The 13,929-nt window shown below is 63.5% G+C and carries 13 protein-coding genes and 1 pseudogene; 7 read left to right on the forward strand and 7 right to left on the reverse strand.

Going from position 1 to position 13,929, the window contains the following annotated elements:
- Positions 1-10 precede the first annotated feature (10 nt).
- From NOV86_RS18260 to NOV86_RS18285, 6 genes are all read right to left on the reverse strand, one after another.
- A complete protein-coding gene (locus NOV86_RS18260) occupies positions 11-595 on the reverse strand; it encodes a metal-dependent hydrolase (RefSeq protein ID WP_267643205.1) in 585 nt (194 codons plus the stop codon).
- 200 nt (positions 596-795) lie between these two features.
- On the reverse strand, positions 796-1,074 hold the full coding sequence (locus NOV86_RS18265) for a HalOD1 output domain-containing protein (protein WP_267643206.1): 279 nt from the start codon (positions 1,072-1,074) through the stop codon (positions 796-798).
- 675 nt (positions 1,075-1,749) lie between these two features.
- Entirely contained in the window at positions 1,750-1,935 is a 186-nt protein-coding gene (locus NOV86_RS18270) for a hypothetical protein (RefSeq protein WP_267643207.1), read from the reverse strand.
- Positions 1,932-2,204: a DUF7576 family protein gene (locus NOV86_RS18275; protein WP_267643208.1), complete on the reverse strand. Its 273-nt coding sequence runs from the start codon at positions 2,202-2,204 to the stop codon at positions 1,932-1,934. The genes NOV86_RS18270 and NOV86_RS18275 overlap by 4 nt, the downstream gene beginning before the upstream one ends.
- A gap of 7 nt (positions 2,205-2,211) precedes the next feature.
- On the reverse strand, positions 2,212-2,502 hold the full coding sequence (locus NOV86_RS18280) for a HalOD1 output domain-containing protein (RefSeq protein WP_267643209.1): 291 nt from the start codon (positions 2,500-2,502) through the stop codon (positions 2,212-2,214).
- An 83-nt stretch (positions 2,503-2,585) separates the two neighbouring features.
- Entirely contained in the window at positions 2,586-6,341 is a 3,756-nt protein-coding gene (locus NOV86_RS18285; RefSeq protein WP_267643210.1) for a PAS domain S-box protein, read from the reverse strand.
- 232 nt (positions 6,342-6,573) lie between these two features.
- Here NOV86_RS18285 and NOV86_RS18290 point away from each other — a divergent pair, with 232 nt between their 5' ends.
- The 7 genes and pseudogenes from NOV86_RS18290 to NOV86_RS23265 form a co-directional block, all read left to right on the forward strand.
- The gene (locus NOV86_RS18290) at positions 6,574-7,386 is read left to right on the forward strand and encodes an alpha/beta fold hydrolase (RefSeq protein WP_267643211.1); all 813 of its coding nucleotides are present in this window, start codon (positions 6,574-6,576) and stop codon (positions 7,384-7,386) included.
- Between the two features lie 157 nt (positions 7,387-7,543).
- The gene (locus tag NOV86_RS18295; RefSeq protein WP_267643212.1) at positions 7,544-7,900 is read left to right on the forward strand and encodes a group I truncated hemoglobin; all 357 of its coding nucleotides are present in this window, start codon (positions 7,544-7,546) and stop codon (positions 7,898-7,900) included.
- Between the two features lie 634 nt (positions 7,901-8,534).
- Complete coding sequence (locus tag NOV86_RS18300) at positions 8,535-8,684, forward strand: hypothetical protein (RefSeq protein ID WP_267643213.1); 150 nt, start codon at positions 8,535-8,537, stop codon at positions 8,682-8,684.
- 470 nt (positions 8,685-9,154) lie between these two features.
- Complete coding sequence (locus NOV86_RS18305) at positions 9,155-9,667, forward strand: DUF411 domain-containing protein (RefSeq protein ID WP_267643214.1); 513 nt, start codon at positions 9,155-9,157, stop codon at positions 9,665-9,667.
- A 575-nt stretch (positions 9,668-10,242) separates the two neighbouring features.
- Positions 10,243-12,207: a copper-translocating P-type ATPase gene (locus NOV86_RS18310; RefSeq protein ID WP_267643215.1), complete on the forward strand. Its 1,965-nt coding sequence runs from the start codon at positions 10,243-10,245 to the stop codon at positions 12,205-12,207.
- Between the two features lie 308 nt (positions 12,208-12,515).
- On the forward strand, positions 12,516-12,875 hold the full coding sequence (locus tag NOV86_RS18315; protein WP_267643216.1) for a MarR family transcriptional regulator: 360 nt from the start codon (positions 12,516-12,518) through the stop codon (positions 12,873-12,875).
- Positions 12,872-12,979, forward strand: a pseudogene (locus NOV86_RS23265) (PemK-like protein); the annotation flags it as partial. The gene NOV86_RS18315 and the pseudogene NOV86_RS23265, both read left to right, overlap by 4 nt.
- Before the next feature lie 160 nt (positions 12,980-13,139).
- Here NOV86_RS23265 and NOV86_RS18320 read toward each other — a convergent pair.
- Positions 13,140-13,874, reverse strand: a complete 735-nt coding sequence (locus NOV86_RS18320) for an MBL fold metallo-hydrolase (protein WP_267643217.1) — start codon at positions 13,872-13,874, stop codon at positions 13,140-13,142.
- Positions 13,875-13,929 lie beyond the last annotated feature (55 nt).

The following is a 13,929-nucleotide window of genomic DNA, read 5'->3' on the forward strand; positions in this document are numbered from 1 at the left end:
CTTCTGGCGTTCAATCCTCACGTACGTCTGGCCGATGGCCCGGGGAGGAACTCGCTTCCTCGAGCGCTCCCGTCGAACTGGGAGGTCGAACGACCCGCGGGGGTAGTCGCGTTCCCCGGTACAGCCAGACCCCGGTCGAGACACTGCCCAGCAACAGGAGGACCGAATTCGCGGTCGGATTCTGGGCGTACACCAGTGCCAGCGTGGCGTGCGAGTTCGTGAGTGGCGCGAAGGCACGCAGGCCCATCGGGGTGATTACGTCGCCGAGGAGGTGCGAGCAGACCGAGAGGGCGACGACCAGCCCCGGGAAACCACCGGACAGGTACAGGGACCTGTCACGACTTCTGGAAGACTGGAGGAGAACCGTCCCGAGGACGCCAGCAGTGAGGCCACAGAGGGCGACGAACCAGATGGTGTGTGTCGGGCCGCGGTGTGCGAGGAAGGGAACGAACAGGTCGAGGTCGGGGAGCGTGGCCGAGAGGGCGGCGAGCACGAGCCCACCCAGCGCGACCCGGTGGTGTCCCCGCGTGCACAGCAGCCAGCCGACCGGTGCGAAGGCCAGCAGCGCGAGTCCGATGTGGCCGGCCGCGTACATCTACACCGCCGCCTCCGTGTCCTGCTGGGTCGTCTCGACCGTGGTGCCTGACTCGCTCGTGCGCATCTGGGTAGGACTCCGTCACAGTGGACGGTAGAGCGGTAGCTTCAGCATGCCAGTCTTCAAGTGGGGTTACGAGTTCTCACGCCGCTGGCTACCCGACTGGAGACGAACACCGATACAGGAACACCGAGAACAGATCAATCCGAATCGAGCGCTTCGACCGTCACGGAACCGCACGGCTCCACCGTCACACAACAGTCCGCGTACGGGAACGCGACGGTGGAATCGAGTGACTCGTCGGTTCCGAGTGTATCGCGGAGAACCGAGAGTACCATCGGGTCGATTGCATCGTCCAGTGCCGGCAGCTCGTCGGGCGCGACCCCTCGGACCCTCGCGACCTCGGCGACCACCCTGGCGGTGACCGGCGCGGCCTCGTCGTACACGTCGGGGGTCGGTGCAGCGATCGTCGCTCGCATCTATACTACACGTTACGGGTACTTCATCTATATTGGTTTTTCGTAAGTGTATACAGTCTGGCCCCGATTGGGGGGTTATACTGATACGTGTGGCAAACCGTGACAAACCCCTGGCCGGGGATTCTGGGTCACGTTCGTCCCTTCGAGATTGGAGGCCTGACGGCTTTATTCGCTATTATCCGCGTACAACAGTCGGGACCTTCGCGAAGAGTCGCAGCCCTGCGGGGAACTGTCGACGGGTGGCACCGAAGTCGGTGCGAAGCCCCGTTCTTGGCTCGCGCGCGCAATAATGCAAGTGGCCCGCGAGCAAGTGCGATGAACAACTGTCGTCCTCATCGTGGGTCGACACGGCGGAAAGAGAGCTGTCGCTGGACAACGTGTCGTGCGTGCGTCGGCTACATCGGTATAATCAGAGACGCGAGTTCAGTCCGAGGCCTGGGCGCTCGGCTCCACGTCGACTGGTTCCTGCCCACTATGGTGATAACATGGCGCGCCGGGAATCGGGACGATCTGCGTGCAGATCGACCCGTCCTCGCAGCGTCGGTGACAGCGGTTCGGTTCGGCGTCGGTTCGGCTGGTCGCTGTTCGGTCGGATTCGGTCGGTCGCTGGCTCTGGCTCATCGGTCGGTGTGGTGTGGCTGCGGTGCTGGTTGGATGGCTGTGCTGGCTCACTGGCTACTCTTCGGGGAACACGAAGACCGAGGACTGGATCCACGCCTCCTCGTTCTGGACGTCCTGGATGACGCCTGCCTCCCCGCTGTCGAACTCGAGTTCCATGAACCGGTACCGCGGGTGGACGGGGTCCTCGTACCGTCCCTCGCGTTCCGGCTCACGCTGGCTTTCGCTCTTGTGCTCACTCATGCGGGATCCTCCTCCGAATCGACCCAGGTCTCGCGACAGCTATCCTCACAGAAGAGGAAGAGCTCGACGGACCCATTGGTCCGGGTCGCGACGGGGTGCCAGTCGTGTCGGTCTATCTCGCTGCCACAGACCGCACAGACGAATGTCGGCTCGTCGTCGGTGACGGTGTGTTCGAGGGACGCTTCTGCGATCTCATCCGCGGAATACTGGGTCATCGATTGGTGGGAGGGGTGGGTCTGGTCGGGGACGGGCGACAGGGCGAGGCACATCGGGCGTTCACCTGCGGTTCCCCTGCTGGTCGGTCAGTGGTTCGACGGCGATGCTGCGGTCGCCGTAGACGACGACTGCACACTCGGCGTACGTGAACGAGACGTAGCCGTTCGGATTCGGTGTCTCGCGGCCTGGCGGCTGGAAGATCGACTCCAGGGCGTCCGGGTTGACGGTGTCCGTCAACGGCGGCAGGTCCAGCGGGTCGAGGTTCCGGACAGACGCGACGGTCTTGATGACGTCGAGCAGGATGGAGTCGGTTCGATCGGCCGGAGATAGCTCGGCGCGTGTCGCACTCATCTTGTACCTGTACAGACGGGCCGACCCCACATGTCCACTTCCGATATGTGTATATCGCTGGCGCCAGCGAGGGGGTTATACAGTTAACCCCCCGTCTCGGAATCGTCGAAGACGAGGTCGAGGAGTTTTCGCTCGCTGTTCCTGATGTGCCGGTTCACCGTCGGCTGGGAGACGTCGAGCATGTCCGCGATGTCCTGACCGGTATGCTCGCGCGGCCACTCGAAGAAGCCGCTGAAGTACGCGGTCCGGAGCACCTCCTCCTGGCGCTCGGTCAGGCGTTCCCGGTAGACGGCCTGGAACTCCTCGCGGGACTGGACGGGGCGCTCGCGCTCCTTCCGCGAGATCATCTCCGCGTCCTCGAACGTGTCGAGGAACATCTGGATGAACGACTGGATGTCGCCGCTTCGCGGCAGTTCGACCGTGAGTCGCCCCGAGTCGGGCGTCGCGGACATCTCCTTCGGGTAGGCGCCGTGTGAGATGAGCGTCCCGAGGAACCCGGAGTCGGTGACGGTCGCCTCGAAGCGGGCGGCCCCGTCGCGCTCGGCGAGGAAGGAGACGTCCCTGACCGACGTGGTGTGCTCGCTGAACGCGTAGACGTCCTCGGGGTCGGCGTTCGAGATGCTGAAGAACACGCGGTAGGTGCCGTCGGCCTGCTGGACGAGTTCGTCGAACTCGAAGATGCTGTCGTTCGACCGGGCGAAGCGGATGGCCGGCACGTCCGGGTCGTCGAGTTCGAACTCGAGTGCGATGGCGGCGTCGCTCACGAGCATCTTCTTTCGTTCCATCGCGTTGATGGCGTAGCCGACCATCTCCCCGAGTTCTTTGAGCACGGCGACCTCCATGTCGTCGAACACGCCGGTCTCGTCGGCGTAGATGTTCAACACGCCGTAGAGCGTCTGACCGTACGTGATGGGGACGGCGATGCTCGCCCGGAAATCGCGCTGGAGGGCGTCGGTCCGCCAGGGCTCGAACGGCGGGTCAGTGTGCAGGTTGTTCTGGACCTGTGGCTCGTGGGTGAGGAACGCGCGGCCGGTCGGGCCGTCCGACTCGGGTGTCTCGCCGTCGATGGAGATGGTGATGGCGTCGAGGTAGCCGTCACCCTCGCCGGCTGCTGCCCGTGGGGAGACCGACGCACCCTGGACCGTCTCTCGCTCGGCCATCCAGCTGAAGGTGTAGGGGCCGCCGTCGGTCAGTTTCTCACAGACCGTCTGCTCGATCTCCTCGCGGGACTCCGCGTTGACGAGTGACTGCGTGATGTCCCGGATGAGGCGGTTGATGCGCTCGATTCGCGCAAGGGCGTCGTTGCGCTCCTCGAGCCGGTCGCGCTGGCGACGGAGTTCCTGCTCGCGGTCGACGCGTTCGAGTGCGGCCAGCGTGTTCGAGGCCAGGATGTTCGCCAGCGTCACCTCGGTGCTGGTGAAGGCGTCGGGGTCGGTCGACCCGGTGACGAGGACGCCGTGTGTCCCGATGGGCAGGACGATGGCACTCTCGAGGGTGGTCTCGTCACTGGCAACCTCGGGGGCGTCGCTGAGGTGGTCGTACACGCGACCCTCCTGTTCGGCGTACACCTGCCACGGAATCCCCTGTGTGCCCGAGAAGAGGGGGCCGTCGCCGACGAGGTCGGTGACGGAGTCCGTCTGTGCGACCGTCGTCAGGTGACCGCCGTCGTCGTCGTAGAGCTGGACACTCGTCACCGGGAGGTCGAGCGTCTCGCGGGCGGCGCCGACGACGGTGTCGGCGACGGCCTTCGGCGTCTCGACCCGGGTCAGCGTCTGGGCGACCTCGTTCAGCAGCGCCAGGCGCTCCTCGCGGCGCTTCCGGCCGGAGATGTCCCTGACCACGCCGACGCGACCGTGTCCGTCCTCTCGCGGGAACAGCGAGAGACTGACCTCGATGGGGACCACGTCGCCGTCTGCGGTCGTGAGCGTGGTCTCGAGGGTCTCGGTCTCGTGGTCGTTCTTCGCCAGGTGCTGCTGGAGGCGTTCGGCCTTCGCACTGGTCCGCGAGTCCACGAACCGGTCTGCCGGTTCACCGACGAGTTCCCCGCGCTCGTACCCGATGAGGTCGGTGTAGGCGTCGTTGACCGCGAGGAACCGGCCGTCCTCGTCGAGCGCGTAGATGCCGTCGCTGACCGTCTGCATCACGGCGTCGTGGCGCGCGAGCTGTTGCTCGCGAGCCTTGCGCTGGGTGATGTCCTGGAACGAGAAGATGGCCGCCATCGTATCGCCAGCCTCGTCTGCCAGGGGCGCACCACAGGCGAAGAACCAGTGCGTCTCCCCGTCGACGTCGAACCGGAACTCGCCCTCGATGGTCTCCTCGTGTTCGATGACGGCGGTGTATGGGTGGACGTCTTCGGCGACGTTCGTGTTCTGGCTGCCGCGCAGGTCTATGTCGACCGCCTCGTAGGTGGCGCGCTCGCCCTCGGGGATGCCGAGGGTTTCGCGGGCGCGCTCGTTGGCGTACGTGAACTCGCCGTCGTCGTCGACGATGAGGATGCCCGCGGGGTTCGTATCGAGGATGCGGCTGGTCAGAGCCTCCTGCTCCCTGAGGTCGGTCTCGATGCGGAGGCGTTGCATCAGTAGGCCGAGGTCGGTCGCGACCGCCGCGGTCGCCTCGACCATGCGCTCGTTCATCGCCCGCGCCTCGGGCAGTAAGAAGACGAGGACGGCGACGACCTCCTCACCGGCGGTGATGGGGACGCCGAGTGCAGCGTGCAAGCCGGCCGCATTCGCTTCCTTCGACCGCCCGAAACCGGCCGTGTCGTCGGTCACGTCTGCGATCCACTCCGGCTCCCCTGTCTCCCAGACGCGGCCCGGCAGGCCAGCGCCTTTCTCGAACGTGTGCGATTCGGCCGTCTCGGCGAAGGCGGCTGCATCCTCGGTCGCGACGTACTGCTCGGGGAGACACGCCAGCTGGTCGCCGTCCTCGGCAGGGACCCACACCTCCCCGTAGGTCCAGTTCATCGACTCGCCGACGCTCTCGAGGGCGACCTCGAGGCCCGACTCGAAGTCCTCGGCCTGGAGGATACGCTGGCTCGTGTCGTGGAACAGTTCGCGCTCCTGTCTGAGCGTGTGTCGCTCGCTGATGTCCCTGATGATGCCACTGAAGACGCGCTCGCCGTCGACGGTGGACTCCGAGAAGGACACGCTGATGGGCACCTCGTGGCCGTCCCTGTGCTCGCCGACCAGCTCGACGTCGGTCCACTCCAGCGTCCGCGTGCCCGTCTCGAGGTACCGCTGGAAGCTCTCCCGGTGGCGCGCGGCGACCTGGTCGCTCATCAGGTCGGTCAGGGACTCGCCCACGACGGCCTCCGGCGTGTACCCGAAGAGGTCCTCGATGCCGCTGGTGGCGTAGCGGATCTCGTTCGCCTCGTCGATAGTCACCACGGCGTCGTCCGATGCTTCGATGAGTTCCCGGAGGTGTCTCCCGGGTGGCTCGTCGAGTGTGTCGGCATCGCCGCTCTCGAGGATCCTGGAGACGTGATGCGAGAGGATCGGAAGCGTCTCCGGTCCGGTGTAGGGAACGATCTCGTCGATGCCGGCGTCGTACGCGGTCTGGATCTCTGCTGCGGAGAGGTCCGGTGCCAGCAACACCGTCTCGATGCCGGGCTGGCTACTCACGAGAGTGTCGATGACCGCCTCGGTCGGCTGGTCGAATGCGTCGAGCCCATCGAAGACGACGCACGCGACCTGGTCACCGACCCGGTCCTGAAGCCCCGCGACGGACGTCGTCGAGACGCGCTCCGCCCCGAACTCGGATTCGAGGAAGGCACGGACTCGTCGCGACTGGTCCTGTCGCTGGTCCGCATAGAGTATCGTAGATACGTTGCCGTCAGGCATTGATACCCACACTCATAGGTCCCCCCATCACACACTTCATACTTGTGGAATTACCACTGGTGGTAGTTGGATTATTGGCACTTACGGGGCCAGAAAAGCCTGTTTTCCGTGGCGGTGTGTTGCAGCCTCGGTGGTCCCAGTCAGGATGACACCCTGGATGCTGTCGGGAGCGACTCATTTGGCGCCCCCTCTCAGGGAGGCCTTATTTAGTGCCCGCTGGAGAACGCCCGGCATGGCATCCGATGACGACCGCTCCGTCCAGCGGTACCGCACTCGGCCCCGAACCGTCGCGACCGACCGTGGTGACGGCCCACCGCTGGTGCTCTGTCACGGCACCCTCATGGACCGCACGATGTTCGACCCGCAGGTCGAGGCGCTCTCTGACCAGTATCGCGTCGTCGCGTACGATACCCGGGCCCGGACGGACCGCTATGCCGACTCGTACGACCTGTACGACCTGGCCGACGACTGCGCCGCCCTCATGGACGCCCTGGACATCGACTCCTGTGTCCTCGGCGGCATGTCGATGGGCGGATTCATGGCATTACGGTTCGCCGAGCGCTACCCCGACCGCGTCGATGGTCTGGTCCTCATCGACTTGACGGCAGGCACACACAGCGACGACGAGATCCAGCAGTACCGATCGATGATTGAGTCCGCTCGAGAGGCCGAGGAACTCTCTGCCGACCTCGCCGACGTGGTCAAACACATCCTCTTCGGGGAGACGACGCTCATGGAGAACCCCGCCCTCGTCGAGACGTGGGTCGACCGCTGGCTCACCTACCCCGGCGAGGCGGTCTATCAGGAGGTCGACTCCTGGCTCGAGCGCCCGGACTTCACCGACGAACTCGCCGACATCGACGTGCCGGCTCTCGTGGTCCACGGGGAGGAGGACGTCGCACTCGCCCCTGACCGCTCGGACGCGCTGGTGGAACAGCTCGATGCCCGGCGCGAACTCATTCCAGCGGCGGGCCACTCCTCGAACGTGGAGAACCCCGACCCGGTAAACGAGGCGATCCGGGAGTTCCTCGAAGACGTATACTGAACCCGACCGATTCCTTCCCGGTTCGCGAACTCACGTTGCGGAGGGCCGCGTACTCGAGGATGCCCCCACGTCGAGGACATAATCAACCTTTCTCCGATTCCGGCTGGACAGGAATCCGCCGTCCGGCTTTCAGTTTCCCTGCTTGCGTTTCGGGTGAATGTCGACACTCTACGAGCAACTCGGTGGAGAAGAGGGCATCTCGGCGGTCGTGGACTCCTTCTACGACCGCGTCCTCGCCGACGACCGTGTCGCACACTTCTTCGAGGACACCGATATGCAACAGCAGCGTGCACACCAGACCCAGTTCCTGAGTTCGGTTGCGGGTGGTCCCGTCACATATTCCGGCGAAGAGATGGACGAAGCACACGATCATCTCGACATCCATCAGGAACACTTCGAGGTCATCGCCGAGCTCCTCGAAGAGACGATGGTCGAGTTCGATGTCGACGAAGACGATCGGCAAGCGGTGCTCGACGCAGTCGCGCAATACGAGGATGCGATCGTGCAGTGTTAGCTAGCGTGGTCGTCCACTGTCGCCGGTAGGGTATTGCTAACCGTTCTCGTCTCTCAGGAAACCGTCCTGTAGCGGCCGAAGGGCGGGTCTCGTCATAGCCTCCTCAGACCGGTCTCAGACCGGTGGTGACCCGCTTTTCGGACTCGGGACGCTTTCGGTACGGTCCAGATCAGTCCTCGCGCCACTCGAAGCACCGTCGACAGTCCACTGCAAGTCCCACCCGATATGTGGGCTTGCAAAAAAATCACCTGCCTATTTCCGTCTGACGCAACATGTTTTCTCCCAAGGAGCCACGACAGCACACGATGCGCCTGCATCCCTGGGGTGGGCGATGTCTGGATCGCAGGTCATCGGTCGTGTTGTCCGTCTACCGGTGTTCCCGTGCCACGTTCGCGCGGGACACACAGCGCCACTACCGGTTCCAAACGAGTCACCCAGCCATGATTCCAGTCAGCAACCCGTTCCAGTCGTCGCGTGCACAGTCCCTGCCGCTGTCCACTCGGCCAGCCGACAGCCGACAGAGACACACGACACACAGGGGGTCACCATGACACTCTCACAGACAGCGGCCCAGGTAGTGTCGACTGGCGAACTGGCGAGCAACCATCGCGGCCGTCCCTGGAGGTGGTGACCGATGTTCGAACTGCTCACGCGACTGGTCACCGGGCCTTCCAGCGAGGAGATCGTCGAATGCCGTAACTGTGGCACACCCATCGAGCACGAGGGCGTTCCCTGCCCGGCCTGTGACGGGACCAACTTCGCGCGATACGAGCTTGCGGCCTGACACTCTCGGATGGTTCGTTCCATCCACCAACCACAAGTGTGTCAATTTATAACATATGTAGTAGGCATGTGGACCCCAGATCTCAGTGCCGACAAATCGGCATTCGACCGGATTCGAGAGGCAATCCTCAATCGCGGCGACCCTGACGACGACCGAAACCCAACCGCCCCCGGCTCGCCCGCGTAAGCTCGCGTCGTCTTGCTCTCTCGAGGTGTTTCTATTCGAGACCCCCACCAGAGAGGTGCATATCGCATTCGGGACTGGAGTACGCACGCAGATGGACGGGGAACCCATGTATCAGCCGCGGGAGCAATCCGACAGAGGGTCCGTCTGATCGTGTTCGACGATGCTAGCCGTGCCCAGTCGTCGCATTCCCGTGGGATTTCGGTCCAACGATTCGCCCGATCGAACGCATCCACACCCACGTAACTGACAATACCCAGTATGACGTCTCTTCACTGGAGAGCTATATGTCCGCCCAATCTGATCTCCCAGCCAACAGCCGACGAACGATACTCAGAACAGCTGGTTTCGTGGCCACAGGCCTTCTTGCCGGGTGTCTAGGACAGGAACGTTCGGACGACTCTCCTCCCTCGCCCGTCTCACCGAAAGCGAACGCAGTCACGTTGTACCGGAGTCCGACGTGTTCCTGCTGTCATGAGTACGCCGACTACCTCAGGGGCGAACTCGACTCACCGGTTGAAATGGTCGACAAAGCGGACTTGAGCGATATCAAGGCCAGATACGGGATTCCGGAGAACCTGCTGAGTTGTCACACCGTCGACTGGGGCGACTACTTCGTCGAAGGACACGTCCCTTACGAGGTCGTCGAGCGCCTGCTCGCCGACAGGCCAGCGGTTGCAGGAATCGCGTTACCGGGAATGCCGAGTGGTTCGCCCGGCATGCCTGGTGAACAGACGGAGCAGTGGAAAATCTACTCGGTGCTCAAGGATGGTACTGTCGACGTGTTCACCACGGTGTGACGACGGTTCTTCTGCGTGCGCCAGTCGGAGTGAGCGGACGGTCGACAGAGCGGGTTAGCAGCCGCGGCCCTGTCCACCCATCCAGGGTCCGTGGGTGCCGTCAGCCATGCCGCGACCCATCTCCTCGGTCGAGACACCCATGTGCGACTCCATCCACTCGACGGCCCCCTACCCACCTGCCGTTCTCACCGAGCCCGGTCCCCTCCGACCGCCCCGTACCGTATCAGGGGCCGGACAAGACAAGGGGGAATGGCACCAACACGAATACTATGAGAAACCATCCAGACGACGACCATTCCCAGGGTTCACCGGCAGACACGCGCCAAGAAGGCACTGTCACCTGCTGCCGCCTCTGCCAGTTAGAAGCACAAGCCGGGAAGCGAGCGACAGTACCCTCCTCCGCGACACAACAGACCGACTCACCCGCACACGACCACCACAGGCACGAAGCCGAGGCCGGACACGACCACGCTGAGCACCTACACGACCAGCACGTCCCTCGAGAGGAACACGAAGCCCAGGCGGAAGGACACGACGGTCACACGGCCCACACCGACCACTCGGGCCACGAGGCGATGTTCCGGCGGCGGTTCTGGGTCTCACTCGTCCTCTCGCTGCCGGTCATCTACTTCAGTGAGTTCATCCAGACCACCGTCGGGTATGCTGCGCCGACCTTCCCTGGCAGCGTCTTGATCACGCCCGTCCTCTCGGTGATCATCTTCGCCTACGGTGGTGTTCCCTTCCTCTCGATGGCCCGGGCCGAGCTGAAGAACCGCGAACCAGGGATGATGATGCTCATCTCGCTGGCCATCACCGTCGCGTTCGTCTACTCGATCGCGAGCCTGTTCCTCGAGGGGACGACACCGTTCTTCTGGGAACTCGTCACGCTCATCGACATCATGTTGCTCGGCCACTGGATGGAGATGCGCTCGGTCCGGCAGGCGTCGGGCGCGCTCGACGAACTGGCGAAGCTCATGCCCGACACCGCCGAGCGCATCACCGAGACCGGGGATACCGAGGAGGTACCGGTCTCCGACCTTGGTGGGGGCGATGTCTTACTCGTTCGTCCGGGTGCGAGCGTGCCTGCTGACGGAGAGGTCGTCGAAGGAGAATCATCGGTCGACGAATCGATGATCACGGGCGAGTCCCGCCCGGTCGACAAGGAACCCGGGTCCGAAGTCGTTGCTGGCACTGTCAACCAGGACGGCAGCCTCCGCGTTCGCGTGACGAAGACCGGCGACGAAACGACCCTCGCGGGCATCATGCGACTCGTCGACGAGGCCCAGCAGTCGAAGTCCAGAACGCAGTTGCTCGCCGACCGGGCCGCTGGCTGGCTGTTCTACGTGGCACTCACTGTCGCGGCTATCACGGCTGTCGCGTGGGTCGTCGCGCAAGGGTTCAATATCGGTGTGCTCGAACGGGTCGTGACCGTTCTCGTCATCGCGTGTCCACACGCACTTGGTCTGGCCGTGCCGCTCGTGGTCGCGATCAACACCTCCACCGCTGCCCAGAACGGGATGCTCATCCGCGACCGCATCGCCATGGAGGAAGCCCGGAACCTCGATACGGTGATGTTCGACAAGACCGGCACACTCACGAAGGGCGAGCAGGGCGTCGTCGGCGTCGAGACGGCGGGCGACTGGGACGAACAGCGCGCGTTCGAGGTCGCGGCAGGCGTTGAAGGTGACTCCGAACACATGATCGCTCGCGCCATCCGGAATGCCGCCGAGGAGCGGGGCGTCCAGCGAGCCAGCGTCTCGAACTTCGAGAACCTTCGCGGGCTCGGTGTCAGGGCGACCGTCGATGGTGAGACGGTTCATCTGGGCGGGCCCAACCTGCTCGAGAAGCTCGGCATCGACCGACCCGACGATATCGCCACCTTCGCGGCGGAAGCAGGCTCGAACGCACAGACGGTTATCTACCTCATTCGGAACGAATCCGAGGTGGTGGCGGCGTTCGCGCTGGCGGACGTAATCCGCGAGGAAAGCCGCCAGGCCATCGAGGCCCTGCATGGGATGGGTATCGAGGTGGCGATGCTGACGGGTGACTCCAAGGACGTCGCACGCGCGGTCTCCGAGGAACTCGGCATCGACCAGTACTTCGCTGAGGTACTGCCCGAGGAGAAAGATACCACGGTCGCACAGCTTCAATCCGAGGGGAAACTCGTCGCAATGGTCGGTGACGGCGTCAACGACGCCCCGGCACTCACGAGGGCTGACGTCGGCATCGCCATCGGCTCCGGGACCGATGTCGCCATCGAGTCGGGTGATATCATCCTCGTCGATAACAACCCGCTGGACGTGGTACGGCTCGTTCGACTGTCGAAGGCGAGCTACCGGAAGATGCAGGAGAACCTCGTCTGGGCGACCGGCTACAACGTGTTTGCACTCCCGCTCGCGGCGGGAATACTCGCTCCGGTCGGCATCCTCCTGTCACCAGCGATCGGTGCGGTGTTCATGTCTCTCTCGACGATCATCGTCGCCATCAACGCCCGACGGCTCAAAGCGGTCGACCTGACGGTGTCAGTGACCCACGACTGAACTCGACTGGACGCGATTGCGGACCTCTTCCACAGGGACCGGACGGACCTCCTCATCGAGGCGATTCGCGAGCACCTCGAAGACACAGCCGAGAATACGACGTTCCAGGAACTGGTCGCGACGAAGTCTTACGAGGAACCCAGAGAGGGCCGGTGGGGTCGACGACGTCGTAACCTCTCTTGTACCACGTCTTCCGGGCTTCCGCGAGGACGTCCTCGTTCCATCCCGCATCTCTGGTACGGGAGTTCGCCTACCCAACAGAGCAAACATACCAAATAGCTATGTTCCAACAGTCCCAACACTAGTTTATGTCGAGTGGTGCCATCGATATCGAAGAATTCGAGAACGCCGACCCGGACGAATTCGAGGAGCGGAACGACACCGAGCGAATCGTACTGTTCCTTGACGACCACGACGACCGTGCGTGGAAGGCGGCGACGATCGCCGAGCGACTCAGCCTTGAGACAGACGCTGTCAGTGCGATTCTCTCGCGACTGAAGGACCGCGGGCTCGTGCGACATAAGCGCCCGTACTGGGCCATCACGGACGACGAGGAACGGCTTCGCGCTGCCTATCGACTCCACCGACACCACGAGACGGCAGACGAACAGTACGGCGAGGAAGATCTCGAGGAGCTCCAGACCGACGAGATGGATCGAGTACAGTGACAGCGTTCGAAGACCTGGAGCGTGGCGATATCGTCTGGGCGAGCGATCCACTCTCGGAGAAAGGTCGCCCGATGCTCGTGCTGGGAGCGCCTCAATTCCCAAACTAGGTCCCAGCGGCCGTGCTGCATACAGCGCGCGAATCGGGCATCGAACGATAGCCTACTAGAGATCGGCTGCTTCGGTTGATTCAGAGTTCTCGGTCTATTGTTTCACTCAGTGTTCTGAATCAACCCTGTCAGATGTGCCGTGCTGAATAGAGAGAATCTATTCGCCACGGATTGCATCGGCCAGATCGCCGGTCCAGGGATCACCGTGGCCCGGCAGCAGGACGACTTCCCCAAGTGATTCGAGACGCGCGAGAGACTCCCGTGCTCGGTCATCATCGACGTTCAGCCAGGGTGGGAGCAATTGTGGGGAATTCCCCCGCCAAGTCTCGAAATCGACGGTGGCTAGGGCGTCGCCACAGAGCAATACCTCGCGGTCTGGGAGATAGAACGCGACCTCGCCGTCGGTGTGACCGGGGAGGTGAATCACCTGGGGCTGGCCGGGGACATCGGGGTCACTCCCCTCCTCAAGCGGTTCGGTCATCCTCACGGGAGGAATCGATGTCCCGTCAGATTGGAGGACTTCGATGAGATACCGCAACACGGCCGGGCGCCAGAGGTTCTTGACGAACCCACCGAGCGGTGGTTGTCCGCCCGCCTGTGCTCGCTCTCTGTCTCCGGGGTGGAGCCAGACTGGCAGATCCGCCCGTTCACGGAGTTGTGCAGCGAATCCGATGTGGTCCGGGTGGGCGTGGGTCAGCAGACACGCTTCGATATCGGCGAGGTCGTAGCCCAACGTATCGAGCTGACCGATCAACCCTTCCCAGTGAGTTGGAAAGCCGGTGTCGACGACGGTTAGTTCGTCGTTCTCTTCGATAAGGTACCAGTTGAGGCGCTGGCTTCCGCACCGATAGACCCCTTCGGCGATTTCGACGGTACGTTCAGTAGTTGCCATGGGTTGTCCTTCGCCGGTTGCGTCTGTCGTAATCACGAGATGGACGATGCATCCG

Origin of the sequence: Haloarchaeobius amylolyticus (genome assembly GCF_026616195.1) — an archaeon.
Taxonomy (GTDB): domain Archaea; phylum Halobacteriota; class Halobacteria; order Halobacteriales; family Natrialbaceae; genus Haloarchaeobius; species Haloarchaeobius amylolyticus.